The sequence below is a fragment of the Parabacteroides merdae ATCC 43184 genome (assembly GCF_025151215.1).
GTDB lineage: Bacteria > Bacteroidota > Bacteroidia > Bacteroidales > Tannerellaceae > Parabacteroides > Parabacteroides merdae.
Genome location: NZ_CP102286.1, coordinates 377,437 through 393,841, shown reverse-complemented (window position 1 = coordinate 393,841; position 16,405 = coordinate 377,437). Strand labels below are relative to the sequence as shown.

General features: G+C 40.9%; 15 protein-coding genes. All 15 read left to right on the top strand.

Annotated elements, in window-relative coordinates; genetic code table 11:
- Positions 1-81 precede the first annotated feature (81 nt).
- Complete coding sequence (locus tag NQ542_RS01500; protein ID WP_005641021.1) at positions 82-645, top strand: Crp/Fnr family transcriptional regulator; 564 nt, start codon at positions 82-84, stop codon at positions 643-645.
- A gap of 81 nt (positions 646-726) precedes the next feature.
- Entirely contained in the window at positions 727-1,890 is a 1,164-nt protein-coding gene (locus NQ542_RS01495; RefSeq protein WP_005641023.1) for an acyltransferase family protein, read from the top strand.
- A 659-nt stretch (positions 1,891-2,549) separates the two neighbouring features.
- Complete coding sequence (locus NQ542_RS01490) at positions 2,550-3,686, top strand: MraY family glycosyltransferase (RefSeq protein ID WP_005641028.1); 1,137 nt, start codon at positions 2,550-2,552, stop codon at positions 3,684-3,686.
- A 14-nt stretch (positions 3,687-3,700) separates the two neighbouring features.
- On the top strand, positions 3,701-4,909 hold the full coding sequence (wecC, locus tag NQ542_RS01485; protein ID WP_005641029.1) for a UDP-N-acetyl-D-mannosamine dehydrogenase: 1,209 nt from the start codon (positions 3,701-3,703) through the stop codon (positions 4,907-4,909).
- 121 nt (positions 4,910-5,030) lie between these two features.
- Entirely contained in the window at positions 5,031-6,449 is a 1,419-nt protein-coding gene (locus NQ542_RS01480; RefSeq protein ID WP_227945706.1) for a lipopolysaccharide biosynthesis protein, read from the top strand.
- A gap of 2 nt (positions 6,450-6,451) precedes the next feature.
- Positions 6,452-7,426 carry a glycosyltransferase family 4 protein gene (locus NQ542_RS01475; protein ID WP_005641031.1) on the top strand — a complete coding sequence of 325 codons (975 nt, stop codon included), beginning with the start codon at positions 6,452-6,454 and terminating at the stop codon, positions 7,424-7,426.
- The gene (locus tag NQ542_RS01470; RefSeq protein WP_005641032.1) at positions 7,404-8,693 is read left to right on the top strand and encodes an O-antigen ligase family protein; all 1,290 of its coding nucleotides are present in this window, start codon (positions 7,404-7,406) and stop codon (positions 8,691-8,693) included. The genes NQ542_RS01475 and NQ542_RS01470 overlap by 23 nt, the downstream gene beginning before the upstream one ends.
- Positions 8,680-9,729, top strand: a complete 1,050-nt coding sequence (locus NQ542_RS01465) for a glycosyltransferase family 4 protein (protein ID WP_005641033.1) — start codon at positions 8,680-8,682, stop codon at positions 9,727-9,729. Before NQ542_RS01470 ends, NQ542_RS01465 begins: the two co-directional genes overlap by 14 nt.
- Before the next feature lie 59 nt (positions 9,730-9,788).
- Positions 9,789-10,451: an ATP-grasp fold amidoligase family protein gene (locus tag NQ542_RS17800; protein ID WP_005641034.1), complete on the top strand. Its 663-nt coding sequence runs from the start codon at positions 9,789-9,791 to the stop codon at positions 10,449-10,451.
- The gene (locus tag NQ542_RS01455; RefSeq protein ID WP_394800264.1) at positions 10,367-10,693 is read left to right on the top strand and encodes an ATP-grasp fold amidoligase family protein; all 327 of its coding nucleotides are present in this window, start codon (positions 10,367-10,369) and stop codon (positions 10,691-10,693) included. Before NQ542_RS17800 ends, NQ542_RS01455 begins: the two co-directional genes overlap by 85 nt.
- Positions 10,690-11,118, top strand: a complete 429-nt coding sequence (locus tag NQ542_RS01450) for an acyltransferase (RefSeq protein WP_005641036.1) — start codon at positions 10,690-10,692, stop codon at positions 11,116-11,118. The genes NQ542_RS01455 and NQ542_RS01450 overlap by 4 nt, the downstream gene beginning before the upstream one ends.
- Positions 11,115-11,822 carry a WecB/TagA/CpsF family glycosyltransferase gene (locus NQ542_RS01445; protein WP_005641038.1) on the top strand — a complete coding sequence of 236 codons (708 nt, stop codon included), beginning with the start codon at positions 11,115-11,117 and terminating at the stop codon, positions 11,820-11,822. Before NQ542_RS01450 ends, NQ542_RS01445 begins: the two co-directional genes overlap by 4 nt.
- Positions 11,823-11,833: 11 nt before the next feature.
- The gene (gene wecB, locus NQ542_RS01440) at positions 11,834-12,832 is read left to right on the top strand and encodes a non-hydrolyzing UDP-N-acetylglucosamine 2-epimerase (protein ID WP_005641040.1); all 999 of its coding nucleotides are present in this window, start codon (positions 11,834-11,836) and stop codon (positions 12,830-12,832) included.
- A complete protein-coding gene (locus tag NQ542_RS01435) occupies positions 12,829-15,273 on the top strand; it encodes an SLBB domain-containing protein (protein WP_005641041.1) in 2,445 nt (814 codons plus the stop codon). Before wecB ends, NQ542_RS01435 begins: the two co-directional genes overlap by 4 nt.
- Positions 15,274-15,277: 4 nt before the next feature.
- A complete protein-coding gene (locus tag NQ542_RS01430) occupies positions 15,278-16,372 on the top strand; it encodes a Wzz/FepE/Etk N-terminal domain-containing protein (protein ID WP_005641042.1) in 1,095 nt (364 codons plus the stop codon).
- Positions 16,373-16,405: the final 33 nt, after the last annotated feature.

Genomic DNA, 16,405 nt, shown 5'->3' with positions numbered 1-16,405 from the left:
AATAATTACTGCGCGGTTGCCAACTGTCTTTTACCAGTTTTGCGTATCTTTGTGATTGACAGACAATGCCAAAGTAACATCATGACAAATATATTAAATAAAATAAACTCTTTGTTTCCTATCTCCGACGATACCGTTCAAGTATTGAAAGAGAACGTAACTTGCTGCCGCTTCCCTAAAAAGTATCAGCTGATAAAAGCAGACACATATTGCAAATCCGCCTTTTTCATCGAGAAGGGAATAACACGTTCCTTCTGGCTAGTAGACGGAGAGGAGGTTACGACATCGTTTGCCGGAGAAGGAAGCATTGTGTTCAGTATGGATGAACTGTATTACGGAAAGATAAGCGAAGAATACGTTGAAACGCTGGAAGAGGTGGAAGCCTACCGGATATCGCTGGCTACTCTGACACATCTTTTTGAAACTAACATCGAACTGTGCAACTGGGGAAGAATCATTCATCAAAACGAATACAGGCGTTTGCATCGCAGCCACAAAGACCATTTGACCTTGTCGGCAAGGGAACGATACGAAGCGTTCAAGGAACAATTTCCGGACGCATATCGGCGAGTGAACTTAGGATATATAGCTTCCTACCTGGGTATCAGACTTTCTACACTCAGCAGGCTCCGGGCAAACGGATAATCGAATTTGACATAGGACAAATTTTTTATCCCCAAAAACGAATACTTTTGCCACATATTACAAATATCTAATTCAATATCAATGTCAGATACAACAATCTCTTCAGCCGCATTTGCGGATACCAAACCCCATTACGAACTTCTTGACGGACTGCGAGGGGTAGCAGCCTTACTAGTTGTCTTTTATCACATTTTCGAAGGTCTTTCGTTTGCTGCCGGAGGAACACCTATCACAACGATCAATCACGGCTACCTGGCCGTCGATTTTTTCTTCATCCTTTCAGGTTTTGTGATCGGTTACGCCTATGACGACCGTTTGGGAAAGACCATGACTACCGGTAACTTTTTCAAACGTCGCCTAATCCGTCTCCATCCGATGATTATCATGGGAGTGATATTGGGAGCGATCGCTTTCCTCATACAAGGCAGTGTCCAATGGGACGGTAAACATGTGGCAATCTCAGCAGTGATGCTATCCACGCTCTGTGCGATGTTTTTCATTCCCGCCCTACCCGGTGCGAGATATGAAGTACGCGGCAATGGCGAAATGTTCCCGCTCAACGGTCCAAGCTGGTCGCTCTTTTTCGAATATATTGGCAACATCCTTTACGCGGTTTTCATTCACCGCCTTTCCACTAAAGCCTTGACCGTACTCGTCGTTCTTTTGGGGACAGGGCTTGCCGGATTCACTCTATTCGATGTTTCGGGATATGACATGATCGGTGTAGGCTGGACGCTTGACGGCGTGAATTTCCTCGGAGGTTCTCTACGTATGCTCTTTCCTTTCTCGTTAGGAATGTTATTATCCCGCAAGTTTAAACCGTTCCAAATGAAAGGTGCTTTCTGGATTTGCTCGATCGTTCTACTGATCCTCTTCTGTGTGCCTTACATAAAAGTAGACACTGCTCCTATCAGCCTCAACGGACTATTCGAGGCAGCTTGTATCATCCTCATTTTCCCCGTCCTTGTCTGGCTTGGAGCCTCCGGCAAAACTACGGACAAACGTTCGACGCAAATATGTAAATTCTTAGGTGATATATCCTATCCACTCTACGCCGTCCACTACCCGATCATGTACCTATTCTATGCTTGGCTAATCGACAACGAACTCTATACCTTCGCAGAAATCTGGCCTATGGCAATAGTGGTCTACGCCGGCAGTATCGCCTTGGCTTACCTCTGCCTGAAACTTTACGACGAACCGGTAAGAAAGTGGTTAGGCAAAAAGTTGTTGAGAAAAAAATAAATTCCCTGAGGGTGTCAAATATCGGTATTCTGCGTCATCCGCGTCCGGTAATGTCAATTTGACACATCTTCCAAAACGTCAAACCGATGTCTCCGGTTATAATTACAGGACAAATGCAAGCCGATAAACTCCATCCATTAAGTAACATGCATGGAGTTTTATATGCACTGGCATGCATTTGCGAATAGACTGGCATGAAATTAAAAATGGATTGGCATGAAAAAGAAGTCGGATAACTGCCAGACAGATGGTTCATGCGAAAGAATGCTTCATTGAATACCGACCTTCACACACTGAGGCGATAGAAGGCCATATAATGCTCTTTCACCACTGCCGAAAACAGCATTTTAGCACTCGCTAAATATTCTTTTCCTTATTAACATACTATAATGCATTCTGCTTAGGAAATGACTTGCGGGCATAGGTTGAATCATAACCCATACCTCTTGTTCTTTTCCGTATTATACAAATCCCATCCCTCCGTATTTTCTCCATTATTTTTAGGAAACGGTTTCTAAAATACCACAATTACAATCAAAAGACAAAACGTTTTATTCCTGCCTCTTGTTACTTCTCAAACTATAAGAATAGTGGACAATCGCCAGAACATATCTAATGTGACTGACGAACTTTGTCACATATAAACCGAAATTTGTTATATGATATACCTATTGATTCTATTGGCCTTCACGATCTCTGCCCTGATGTCGATGATCATTATTCCGAGGATTTTGGTCGTCGCGCTGAAAAAGCGACTTTTCGACATTCCGGACAGTCGGAAGGTACATAAAGAAGCTATCCCGAGGCTGGGAGGATTGTCTTTCGCCCCGTCAATCCTGTTCTCCCTCTCATTTGTTTCCGCACTCTATTGCGCGGAATATATGCACAGACAGCAAATACCGCTATGGTTACTCACACATACTCTTTCAGAATTCTACCTGTTGGTCTGCGGGGTGATCTTGCTCTACCTCGCCGGGCTGAAAGACGATCTAGTGGGAATGCGTTATACAAAGAAGTTCATGGTACAGCTTGTGGCAGCCTTGCTCCTGCCATTGTCGGGACTATGGATCAACAATCTCTACGGGTTATTCGGAATACACGAACTGGCATCATGGATCGGTATTCCGCTTACTATCCTCGTAATTGTATTTATCACCAATGCCATCAACCTGATCGACGGAATCGACGGATTGGCTTCAGGGCTGACTGGCTCGGCATTACTCGTGCTTGGCAGTCTATTCTTGATTAACGGAATGTGGATATACGCCCTGCTGTCGTTCGCGACTCTTGGAGTGCTGGTGCCTTTCTTCTATTACAACGTCTTCGGACAGGCTGATCACGGGAGGAAAATATTCATGGGTGACACGGGGAGCTTGACATTGGGCTATATTCTGGTATTCCTCGCCATCCGCTATGCATCTTACAATCCGGATGTTGCACACTATTCCGCCGGTGCCATCGTGGTCGCCTTCTCGACACTGATCGTACCGATGTTCGATGTTGTGCGCGTAATGATCGTACGGGCACGCAGCCATCGGTCACTATTCAAACCGGACCGTAATCACATCCACCATAAGTTCCTCGATATGGGGATGAGCGCACACAAGGCGATGATCAGTATCGTCGTAATCGCCAGTCTATTCAGTAGTCTCAATATCTTACTCGTGTCGTTCGTGAATATCAATATCGTATTTGCCGGCGACATCGTGATCTGGGTGATATTAAGCATTTGGTTTGAAAAGGCCGGAAACAAAAAAGAATTTTTAAACGGAAAAGAGTGGGTTAAACGAATTTAGAAAAAATACAAATAATGAAAGCATGTTTTATGGGATTGGGCTATATCGGCCTACCTACAGCTATTATCACAGCCGGAAGCGGCATTCAAGTTATCGGAGTCGACGTAAATCCGAAAGTAGTGGAAATGACAAACCGAGGTATTATCCATATTGTGGAACCTGGATTACAGGAGTTGTGTTCGAAAGTCATGGAATTCGGTAAGCTGAAAGCATCGGATGTTCCGGAAGAAAGCGATGTATACCTGATCGTCGTACCAACTCCGTTCAAAGGAAATCATGAACCGGACATTTCATATGTCGAAGCCGCTACACGTATGGTCGCACCTTTTCTTAAGAAAGGGGACCTTTTCGTCATTGAATCGACTTCACCTGTCGGGACCACCGAAAAGATGGCAAATCTGCTCTACGCTTTGCGTCCGGAACTGGAAGGAAAAATATATATCGCTTATTGTCCGGAGCGCGTTTTACCAGGCAATGTCATCTACGAACTGATGCAGAACGACCGGGTCATCGGAGGAATCAACTCCGAATCAACTGAAAAGGCGATACAATTCTATCGCCACTTCGTCAGAGGGACACTCCACCGGACAAACGCTCGGACAGCGGAGATGTGCAAACTGACGGAAAATTCGTCACGTGACGTCCAAATAGCTTTTGCCAACGAACTGTCGCTGATCTGCGACAAGGCAGGTATCAACGTTTGGGAACTGATCGAACTCGCCAACAAACATCCGCGTGTCAACATTCTGCAACCAGGTTCGGGCGTGGGAGGACATTGCATCGCCGTAGATCCTTATTTCCTGACATCCGAATTTCCCTACGAGTCGCAACTTATCTCGAAAGCACGCGAAATCAATAATTACAAAGCATTCTGGTGCGCCGAAAAAATCGAAAACGCCATCCTCCGCTTCTTCCTTGAGCATCATCGTAAACCAGTAGTAGCTCTGATGGGCCTTTCTTTTAAGCCTGATATCGACGACTTGCGCGAATCACCAGCCAAATACATCACCTCGAAAGTTCTCCAACGTTCAGCCGATACCGACATCCTAATCGTCGAACCCAACGTTCACGAACATCCAGTCTTCAAACTGACCGACTACAAATCCGCCTACACCCGCGCCGACATCGGCGCCTTCCTCGTCTCCCACAAAGAATTCAAAACATTACCTCACAACGAAGAAAAAGTGATATTGGATTTTTGCGGGGTGTTTAAGAAATTATAGAATAAAAAGTATGTCTCACAATACGAACAAACGGATAGCTCAAAATACATTATTCTTATATTTCAGGACACTAGTCATCCTATTAGTATCACTTTACACATCCAGAGTCGTTTTAAATGTTTTGGGAATTGATGATTATGGCATATACAACGTAGTAGGTGGCATTGTATTAATGTTCCAGTTTCTAAATGTGGGAATGATTGATGTTTCTCAACGGTTTCTCACCTACGAATTAGGGAAAAATGATGGACAACAACTGCAAAAAGTTTTTTCCACATCTCTTATCATTCACCTGATTATTATTTTTTTCCTACTTATATTAGCAGAAACAGTAGGTCTATGGTTTCTCAATCATAAAATGAATATACCAACTTCAAGAATAATTGCTGCAAATTGGGTGTTCCAATTCTCAATCCTGACATTCATTATTAAAATATTCAGCGTTCCCTATAATGCCAGTATAGTAGCCCATGAACATATGAAAGTATATGCCTATGTAAGTATACTTGAAGTTATATTACAATTAGCGATTGTTTTTTTGTTGAAGGGCTCAGCGTCAGATAAACTAATTTTATATGCAATCTTAATGTCTTTCGTCACTTTATTGATAAGCATCATGTATACTTTATATTGCAAAAAGTATTTTAAAGAATGTAAGTTTCGAAATGACATAGATAAACAATTACTACATAAAATGTTAAGCTTTGCCGGATGGAGCTTTTTAGGTAACATCGGATATTCACTCAAAATGCAAGGAATAAATATACTAATCAATCTATTTTTCGGACCTGCAGTAAACGCTGCACGTGGTGTAGCCTATCAAGTAAATGCCGGAATTTATAATTTTGTATCAAACTTCCAAATTGCAATGAAACCGCAAATAACTAAACGATATGCAATGGGAGATACAAATTCAATGATGGTATTAGTACATAATAGTTCCCGTTATTCATTTTTCCTCTTACTGTATTTAACATTACCTGTACTTATCAAAACTCCTTATATATTACATCTTTGGCTAGGTATTGTACCAGAATATACTGTCATGTTTTTACGATTGGTATTGATTGTAACTTTAATAAACAGTATAACTGGACCTGTAGCCACTGCTATACAAGCAAAAGGAAAAATAAAACTATTTCAAACCATAATTTTAGGGATTACATTGCTGGATATACCAATATCCTATATTGTATTAAAATCCGGATATCCACCTTATACAGTCATGTATATATCTATCCTGACAGAACTCATTGCTTTAATAGCACGAATATGGATACTTAATGCATTAATACCTATGCATATTTCCAACTTCATCATAGAAGTGATTGGTCGAAGTCTCTTAGTCTTCATACTTGCAGCTATTATTCCGACAGGGCTGTCCCAATATATTCCTGACACATTCACCGGATTTATACTTATATGTATTATTACTGTAAGTTCAACCACCATCGTACTATTGACAGTCGGACTAAAGACGGCTGAGCGTTCTCTTATTTACAAAAAAGCAATTCGTACCATTCAAACTACAAAATCATAACAATGTGTTCAAAGGCCTTATTTTTACGTAAAAAGTCGACAGGACTTAACAGTATAGAAGAACTGGCATATTCGCTTGCATCCCGAATATCAGGATTAAAAGTTATTACTTTGCCTGAACACGGAAATACCTGGAAAGGAATCATTCGAAATATTAGGTTCGCTCAAAAACACCAAGGAGATATCAATCACATTTTTTCACCTGAAATAGCTTATATCTCTCTATTTTTAAAAGGTAATGTAATTCTCACTTGGCATGATACAGGAACTCTATTACAATCATCATCTTTCCTAAAGCGATTTATTAGAAAATGGTTCTGGTTCATTCTGCCTAATCATTTTGCCAAACATATCACCTGTATTTCCCAATATACAGCGAATGAAATCAAACAGATAACTCCAAGAGTAAAAAATAAAATCAGCATTGTCTATAATCCCTATAATGAAGTTATTCATTTTCACCCAAAAGAATTCCGAAAAGAAAATCCTCATATCCTCCATATTGGAACAGGCATGCGCAAAAATCTGCTACGCACAATAAAAGCATTACGCAATATACCCTGTACACTAATCATTGTAGGGATTTTAAAACAAGAACATATAGAGCAATTAAAAAAGAATCATATCCAATATAAAAATTATTTGGATATTCCCTTTCAAAATATCATTAGATTATACCAAGAATGTGACATCGTCAGTTTTCCTTCTTTATATGAAGGTTTTGGAATGCCTATAATAGAGGCCAATGCTACTGGAAGAGTTTTACTAACCAGTAAAATAACTTCTATCCCAGAAATAGCAGCAAATACAGCTCACTATATCAATCCTTATGATGTAAGCTCCATTAGAAAAGGATTTCAAAAACTTATCTCAGATGATAAATATAGGGAAAAATTAATTTTACGAGGCATTGCAAATGCCAAGAGGTTTACAATTAAACACATAACGGAAGAATATGAAAACATTTACAATAGCTAAGCCTATCTCCATAAGCATAGACAACTTCTATATACAAGTACTTCCTTTTATATTATTTTTCATTTCTATTTTTTTTGACTCAGCAAATGGATACATCCAGGAATTTAAAGGAGTGCATTTACCAATCGGAATAGCTTTTAGAGGATTCATATTATGCCTAACTATGAAGTTTTTACTAAAAAATTTAAGCACATTATTAACTCTCTTATTTTGGATTATTACAATCCTAATTTCAATGGCATTTGCTATTTGGTCTTTTACAGGAAAATATATAGATGCAGCAATGGACATAGACTATCTATTCAAGTTTGTCTACACCTTCTGCATCCTTTTTTATTTTTATTATTACCGTAAAATATTCAGCCTTGAGAAATTAATCAGACTTGTTGTTTATACAACTTCACTTATAGGTGCAATTAATATATTCTCTATGATTACACAAACCGGGATTCTTTCATACAGTGATAAATTTGGATTCGGATACTCTGGATATTACGCAGACGGCAATGCATTGGGAGTATATATGGTTCTAGCTGTATTACTTTGTATTTGGTATTCCTTTTACAAACGGAATGTATTTTATTTTTTACTGACATTTATTGCATCAGTCGGAACAATTCTTATCGGTTCTCGTGTCGGTATTATTGGAATTCTGACAGATTGGGGACTTTTCTTAGGCTATTTCTTTTTTTTCAAAGACAGCCTTATTCGGCTCCGATGGCAAACCCGGATACTTATAATATTTTGTATGTCAATCGCTATCGTATATTCTGCTATCATAACATATGAAACTATTATTCAATATGATAATTTTACACTTGAACGCTTTTCAGCTAATTCGTTAGTATCATCAAGAGAGCAATTGATCAATACCGGTAAACAAGTTATTTCTGAATTCAACTTAACAGAGGTTCTTTTGGGTAAGGGTATTTCAGGAGGACGATTTGCTGTAGCAAGCATATACGACCCAGAAGAAAAAGTAAAAAATATAGAATCTGATTTTTACGATATCATATTATCCTTCGGATTTGTTCTGGGAGGGCTTATCATCCTTGCACAACTTTTTTTAGTATTCCAGTTCATCCGACCTTTTTTTATAAAAAGAAGTCGGAATTCTTTATCATTTATAACAAGTATAGGAAGTATACTATGGTTAGGAATCGCCTATACAGCAGGACATGCTTTTTTTTCAACTCAATTAGCTCCACTGTTAGGAGTTTACTGGGTAATTAGTAATCATCTTTATTTTAATCATGATATCCAATAAAAGTAAAAATATCCTAACTATAGGAACTGACACAAACGGCAAAGGAGGGATTGCAATCCTCATACAATCTTATTCAAAGATGTTCAAGAAATTTAATTTCATTGCTTCACATCAAGAAGGAAATCTGTTTAAGAAAACAGCATTAAGCATATCTGCCTTATTACGATGTTGCTATTATTGTATATTCAAGCCAATCCGAATTGTGCATATACATACAGCATCATTTACTGATTTTTATCGTCAATCGATTTATGTATTTTGTGCTAAAGTTTTCAGAAAAAAAGTCATTTTACATATACATGGAGCAAAATTTGAACAATTCTACGAGAATCACCGATCTTTTGTTCGATTTGTCTGCCATAAAGCAGATGTATTGGTGACTGTTTCTAATTATTTTATCGATTATTTAAAAGAACAAAAACTCAATAATAATATTTTTCTCCTTCCCAATGTCACCTATAAGCCCAGTGTTGGTCCCATTAAAAAGAACGACCAAAAGCTCCATCTTCTTTTCATTGGAGCCATAGATAGTAGAAAAGGAATATTTGATGTATTAGAATGTTTTGCGAAAAACAAAGAAATGTTGCAAAACAAAATTATCTACCATATTGGAGGTACAGGAGATACAAAAACTATGAATGAATTCATACAGCAACATCAACTTTCTTCTTTTATCAAATACCATGGATGGGTAGACAATGAAAGAAAAGAAAAATTATTCCGAACTGCTGACATATTTGTCCATCCTTCTATTTTTGAATCATTTGGTATATCCATTCTTGAAGCCATGTCCTACCAACTGCCCATAATTGCAACACCAGTTGGAGGTATTACAGATCTTGTTGAAAACAATGTTAACGGTATTCTTATTGAACCTGGAAATAAGAAACAACTTTACGAAGCAATCCTATTTTTAATCGATCATCCAGAATATCTTTCAGAAATGGGACATCAATCTGGAAAGAAAGCAGAAAAATTCTATCCTCCAGCAATAGAAAAACAATTGGATCATCTATATCAATCATTAGAAAAATAGAACTACATTTTTCTAAATTCAATCTATAATTCAACATATATTAATCAATAAAAATTCATATGAATATTTTTATCAAGTCAGTTCTTATAAAAGCTGCAACTCCATTCTCCCCTCTATTAAAGAAATTTCCCAATATAATTTGGAAGATCAGATATTGTAAAGATTATAAAAAGTTCCCCAATTTAAAGAAGCCACAGTCATTTATGGAAAAAATTCTATGGCTATCACTTTATTCTGACACTTCTATGTGGAGTAAATTAGCCGACAAATACAGAGTAAGAGAATATGTGATTGATAGATGCGGAGAACAATATGTAAACAAAATTTATGGTATATACAATTCAGCTATAGAAATCGACTATAGCCTATTGCCTAAATCCTTTGTATTAAAAACGACAAATAGCTGTGCAACAAATATTATAGTAAAGGATAAAAATATCCTAAATATAAAAGAGACAAATCATAAATTAAATAAATGGTTAAAATTTCCATATGGAGAATTAACCGGACAATTGCATTATACACAGATAGAACCTCTTATTATTGCAGAAAAATTTATGGAGCAGACAAAAAAAGCGAACAATCACTCATCGATTACAAATTTTTTTGCTTTAATGGAGTTCCTAAATATGTCGTTATTTATTCAGACAGGGAAGAAAACACACATAATTATTCGGTTATGGTTTATGACATGGATTGGAATGCCTATCCTGAATTTGTAAATTCTCGCTGTCCGATATCAGATATAATTCCTCGTCCAAGCGCATTAGAAGAAATGATATCAATTGCTTCACGTTTATCTGAACCCTTTCCTTTCGTTAGAGTAGATTTATATCTTATCAACGGATCCCCTATCTTTGGAGAAATGACTTTTACTCCAGACGTCATCAGTAATATTACCCCAGAACTGACAGATCAAATGAGTAAATGGATTGACATCACCAGTTTAAAACAGCAACTATGATAGTAAAAATCAGAGAAATAATCAGAGACTGTATCACCTTCGGGATGCATTTTATTTATACACGAATCTATCAAATGAATATTGATAAAAGCGCAAAACTCTCATTTGGTGCCAAACTCGATAAAAGTAATCCCAAAGGAGTACACATTGGAGAAGAAAGCTTCATTGCATCTGGAGCTGTTATTTTAGCTCATGACTTTTCCAAACCTGCTAAAGCCGACACCTACATTGGTAAACGTTGCTTTATTGGCGTAAATGCGATCATCATGTGTGGAGTAAAAGTTAACGATAACGTAATTGTCGGAAGCGGATCTGTCGTTACAAAAGATATACCTGCCAACTGCATCGTAGCCGGTAATCCTGCCAGAATAATCAAAGAAGGTATTCAGACCAAAAAATTCGGACAATTAATGCAACAATCATGAACGACAACAGAATACAACTAAACGGAATAAAAGTCCACCCCTTTCCCTCAGATTCCAGTTTGCTGGAATATGTGGAGGAACATAAAGGGATATTAGTAGCGATAAATGCGGAGAAGATACTGCATGCGAACGAGCAAATACAAAATATTGTGAACAGGAATATTGGATATTGCGATGGCATAGGAGCAGTTATGGCAGTGCGGCAGCACGGAGCCGTGGATGCCGTCAAGATCGCGGGATGCGAACTGTGGTTGAAGATTATAACAGCTCTGTATCAAAAAGAAAAAACCTTCTACTTGGTCGGGAGTAAACAGCCCGTAATAGAGAAGACCATCTCCCGATTGAAAGAAGACTTTCCCGGAATACAGATAACGGGGTACCGTAACGGATACATACAAACAGAGACAGAACAGGAAGAACTGATCGAAGACATCAAGACAAAACAGCCGGATGTCATATTCGTTGCAATGGGATCACCCAAACAAGAGTTATTGATGGAAAAAATGTATCAGGCACATCCCGCAATTTACCAAGGATTAGGAGGAAGTTTCGACGTCTATACAGGGAACGTGAAACGAGCACCCGAATGGTGGATAAAGCACAATCTCGAATTTGCATACCGCCTATTGAAACAACCTTCGCGCATCAAACGACAAATACATTTAATCAAATTCTTGATACTGGTCAAGACTGGAAAAATCTAAACAGAAACAACATGAAGAAAATAATGCTCGTCTTCGGAACCCGTCCTGAAGCAATTAAAATGGCACCATTAGTAAAAGCTTTCCAACAGAAAAAAAATAAATTTGAAACCATCGTCTGTGTTACCGGACAACACAGGAAAATGCTGGACCAAGTCCTAAAGCTTTTTAATATCCGACCCGATTACGATCTCAACATAATGAGGCAAGGACAGGACCTATACGATATAACAGCCCGGGTACTGACTGGAATGAGAGGAGTTCTGCAGGAAGCGAAACCAGATATCGTCCTGGTCCATGGAGATACCACAACTTCGACAGCTTCAGCACTCGCGGCCTTCTACCAACAAATACCGGTCGGTCATGTAGAAGCAGGGTTACGCACGCACAACATCTACAGTCCTTGGCCGGAAGAAATGAATACCCTACTTAAGCAACTTGACACCGAACTGATGTCTGCAGGTTATGAAACAACTCCACTTGCCGAACAAAACAGCCGCAAACTGGTTTTAATAACAGGTCATCGCCGGGAAAACTTCGGCGATGGATTTATCCAAATATGCCGGGCAATAAAGACTCTGGCAGAGCAGTATGCGGAGGTAGACTTTGTCTACCCTATGCACTTGAACCCAAATGTAAGGAAGCCCATTCACGAAATATTCGGAAATGCTTATCTCCCTAACCTGTTCTTTATAGAGCCTTTGGAGTATCTTCCTTTCGTCTATCTAATGGAGAAGTCGACACTTGTCCTAACCGATAGCGGAGGCATACAAGAAGAGGCTCCGGGTTTGGGAAAACCGGTGCTTGTCATGCGTGACACAACAGAACGGCCGGAAGCACTTGACGCAGGGACAGTGAAGTTAGTAGGAACAGATTACGCCCGGATTGTAACTGAAGTGTCCCACTTACTGGATGACAATACCTATTATAACCGTATGAGCCAAGCAGTAAACCCCTATGGAGACGGAACTGCAAGCCAACGAATCGTTCAAACAATAGAAAAAGTAATATGAAAAATCTTGACAAAAAACAAGCTGTATTATGCCATCGAAAGCCGTTAGGTCGTCAAAGGACAAGACAACGGTATCTGCCACAATGTATCATTGGATTCCTGCTCCTGCTAATATCAATTGCCATACAGGCACAAATCCCACAGGAATTAATTGATAAAGCCCGTGCTGCCGGGATGACAGAGGAACAAATACAAAGAGAAATAGCCAAACACAGGACAGAACAAACCGGTATCAACCAAATCATTAAGCCTGCTACAGAAAATACCGTATCCGACCGTTCCCATCCTACTCAGCAAGCACTACTCCCACTGACGGAGCAACGCGACGAACATAAACCGAAGCAGCCTTTGGAAAATATTGTTTTTGGGCGTGAGATCTTTTCCGATAAGAATTTGACATTCGAACCGGATCTGAATATGCCGACGCCTAAAAATTATGTTCTATCAGCAGGAGACGAGTTGCTGATCAATGTATGGGGAGATTCGGAACTGAACTTGAAACTCAGTATTTCTCCCGACGGAACGATCTTGATCCCCAATGTCGGTCCCGTATCCCTAAGCGGACTGACTATCGAGGCGGCAGAGAATCGCATCCGGCAGGAATTGGGTAAAATCATGGCAACGCTTGACGGCAGTCAACCTAACACATTCGTTTCTGTCGGACTGGGGCAAATTCGCAGCATTAAAGTCAATATTGTCGGCGAAGCCGTCGCACCCGGGACCTATACACTCTCATCTCTCGCCACGCTTTTCAACGCCCTTTATGCAGCAGGAGGAGTAAACGATATCGGATCACTGAGAAACATAAAAGTATACCGGAACAGCAAAGAGATCGCCAGCCTCGATGTATACGACTATCTGCTGAATGGTAAATATGAAACGAATATACGTCTGGAAGACAACGACATGATCATTATCGGTCCCTACGAACAGCTTGTCACCGCCGGTGGTAAAGTGAAAAGAGACCGTACATACGAACTTCGACGAGGAGAGACACTTGCCGACCTGCTCGACATGGCAGGTGGTTTTACAGGAGATGCCTACACTGGCAGTATACGAGTGAAACGCAAAGCCGGCGACCGCTACAAGATTGCCACAGTTAACGAAGAACAATTCCAAACATTTGTGCTGCAAGACGGCGATTCGCTGATGGTGGATTCAGTCATCCCCTACTACGATAACCGAATTATCATTTCCGGTGCAGTCTGGCGTCCTGGCGAATATGAGTTGAGTCCGGACGTACATACTGTCAAACAATTGATAGAACAGGCTTCGGGACTTAAAGGAGACGAATTTGTAGGACGCGCACAGATCACAAGGCTCAACCCAGACTTCACCAGTTCGGTTATCGCCATCAATATTGTAGACATTTTGAACGGGAAGGTTCCTGACATCGAACTACAGAAGGAGGACCAACTATATATCCCTTCCCTGTTTGACCTCCATGAACCTTATACCGTCAAAGTGAGCGGAGCAGTCAACGCTCCCGATACCGTATTGCCCTTCCGCAAGAATCTGACAGTAGAGGATGTTATCGTCCTCGCCGGCGGCCTGCGCGAAGCAGCCTCAATCATCAACGTAGAAGTGGCACGACGGCTCAAAGATCCGTCCGCCACCCGGAGCAGTAACCAGACAGCCGAGACATTTAACTTCACCCTCGACGAAGGACTGGCAGTAACCTCCGGCGATACGCTTTTCACCCTCGAACCATTCGACGAAGTATTCGTCCGTTTCTCACCTGGTTACCAAAAGCAACAAGTAGTGAAAGTCGGAGGCGAGATTACTTTTGCCGGCAACTATACTTTAAAGAAAAAGAATACGCGTTTAAGCGAACTGATTGCACAATCGGGCGGCATCACTCCAGACGCCTATGTGCGGGGAGCCAGTCTAAAACGTAAACTGACGACAGATGAGTTGCGCCAAATCGAAACTCTCTTACAATTGAGTAACAATAGCAAGCAAAGTCGTGACTCGATCTCCGTTTCGCTTGCCAACCTGAAGGAGTATCCCGTAGGCATCGACCTACAAAAAGCGCTCGCCCATCCGGGAAGTGCCGACGACCTAGTGTTACGCGACGGAGATGTGCTTTACATCCCCCAACAGCAAAGTACGGTGAAGGTGAGCGGTTCCGTTACCTATCCTAACAGTGTGACCTATACAAAAGGAATGGACGTCCGTGACTGTCTCTCACAGGCTGGCGGCTACAACGACATTGCCCGCAAATATCCCATCGTTATCTACATGAACGGAAAAGTGGCGACCACACAACGTAAAATGATTTTCTTCAAACGTTACCCCAAAGTCGAGCCTGGCTGCGAAATCGTAGTCCCCGCCAAGACACAACGCGACCGCCGAGCAAGCCTGGCAGAAATCATGAGTGTCGGCAGTTCCGTCACCTCAATGGCAGCAATGATAACATCAATGATCAATCTTTTAAAGTAAATAAATGGACAAAAACAATCATACCCCATCGTCTCCACAATCGGAGATCGATTTGATCGCCCTCTCCGGCTACCTGTGGAAAAAACGACGTTTCTTCATAAAATGCTGCGGAATTGCAACAGTGGCGGGACTCATCATTGCTTTCAGCATACCCAAAGAATTCACCACAACGGTGAAACTGGCTCCCGAAACCACCGATGCCACAAGCAAGATGAGCAACCTCGGCGGACTGGCAGCCATGGCAGGAATAGACCTCGGTTCAGCCTCCGGCCAGGATGCTTTGTCACCCAACCTCTATCCTGATATTGTGCACAGTACACCTTTTCTGTTGGAGCTCTTTCCCGAAAAGGTAACCGACAAGGAGAAAAAGTACACGACTACTCTATATGATTACATAGCCGGCCATCAGCGCTTCGCTTGGTGGAGCATCCTTATGAAAGCGCCCCTAAAAGGAATAGCAGCCCTCCGTTCGTTCTTCTCCGGTAACGAAGAGAACGATGGAGATCTCAATCCCTTCCAACTCACCCACAAGCAAGAGGATGTACTGAAAAACCTACGCCAGCGCATCACCGTCTATGTCGATAAAAAAACACAAGTCGTTACTCTCGGTGTCAGCATGCAAGACCCGCTGATCTCAGCAGACGTGGCGCACAGTATCGTGATAAAGTTACAGACCTATATCACACATTACCGGACGCAGAAAGCAAAGAAAGATCTGGAATTTACAGAAAAAGTGCTAAAAGAATCCCGCAGTGCCTATTACAAAGCACAGCAGGCTTATGCAGCTTTTGAAGACGGTAACAAGAACATTATCTCCGCCAGTTACCGCACCGAGCAAGAGCGTTTACGCAACGAAATGACTCTTACGTTCAATGTATATAACACGTTAGCGCAAAAGCTCGAACAGGATAAACTCCGAGTACAGGAACAGACACCGGTCTACACCATTATCGAACCGGCAACTGTTCCTCTCAAAGCTTCCTCTCCCAAGAAATTACTGATTTTGGTAGCATTCATCTTCCTCGCTTTCATCGGGGGATGCGGATATCTGATCATCAAGGAATATGCAATCCCTCCGTCGCCGAGATCTGAAACGTAATCCGAAAATCGCAATCCAGAATCCGGATTGCGA

Bases quoted from the DNA above. Each gene is read 5' to 3' on its own strand.
- NQ542_RS01500 (WP_005641021.1), top strand. From the start codon at position 82: ATGACAAATATATTAAATAAAATAAACTCTTTGTTTCCTATCTCCGAC.
- NQ542_RS01495 (WP_005641023.1), top strand. From the start codon at position 727: ATGTCAGATACAACAATCTCTTCAGCCGCATTTGCGGATACCAAACCC.
- NQ542_RS01490 (WP_005641028.1), top strand. From the start codon at position 2,550: ATGATATACCTATTGATTCTATTGGCCTTCACGATCTCTGCCCTGATG.
- wecC (WP_005641029.1), top strand. From the start codon at position 3,701: ATGAAAGCATGTTTTATGGGATTGGGCTATATCGGCCTACCTACAGCT.
- NQ542_RS01475 (WP_005641031.1), top strand. From the start codon at position 6,452: ATGTGTTCAAAGGCCTTATTTTTACGTAAAAAGTCGACAGGACTTAAC.
- NQ542_RS01470 (WP_005641032.1), top strand. From the start codon at position 7,404: ATGAAAACATTTACAATAGCTAAGCCTATCTCCATAAGCATAGACAAC.
- NQ542_RS01465 (WP_005641033.1), top strand. From the start codon at position 8,680: ATGATATCCAATAAAAGTAAAAATATCCTAACTATAGGAACTGACACA.
- NQ542_RS17800 (WP_005641034.1), top strand. From the start codon at position 9,789: ATGAATATTTTTATCAAGTCAGTTCTTATAAAAGCTGCAACTCCATTC.
- NQ542_RS01450 (WP_005641036.1), top strand. From the start codon at position 10,690: ATGATAGTAAAAATCAGAGAAATAATCAGAGACTGTATCACCTTCGGG.
- NQ542_RS01445 (WP_005641038.1), top strand. From the start codon at position 11,115: ATGAACGACAACAGAATACAACTAAACGGAATAAAAGTCCACCCCTTT.
- wecB (WP_005641040.1), top strand. From the start codon at position 11,834: ATGAAGAAAATAATGCTCGTCTTCGGAACCCGTCCTGAAGCAATTAAA.
- NQ542_RS01435 (WP_005641041.1), top strand. From the start codon at position 12,829: ATGAAAAATCTTGACAAAAAACAAGCTGTATTATGCCATCGAAAGCCG.
- NQ542_RS01430 (WP_005641042.1), top strand. From the start codon at position 15,278: ATGGACAAAAACAATCATACCCCATCGTCTCCACAATCGGAGATCGAT.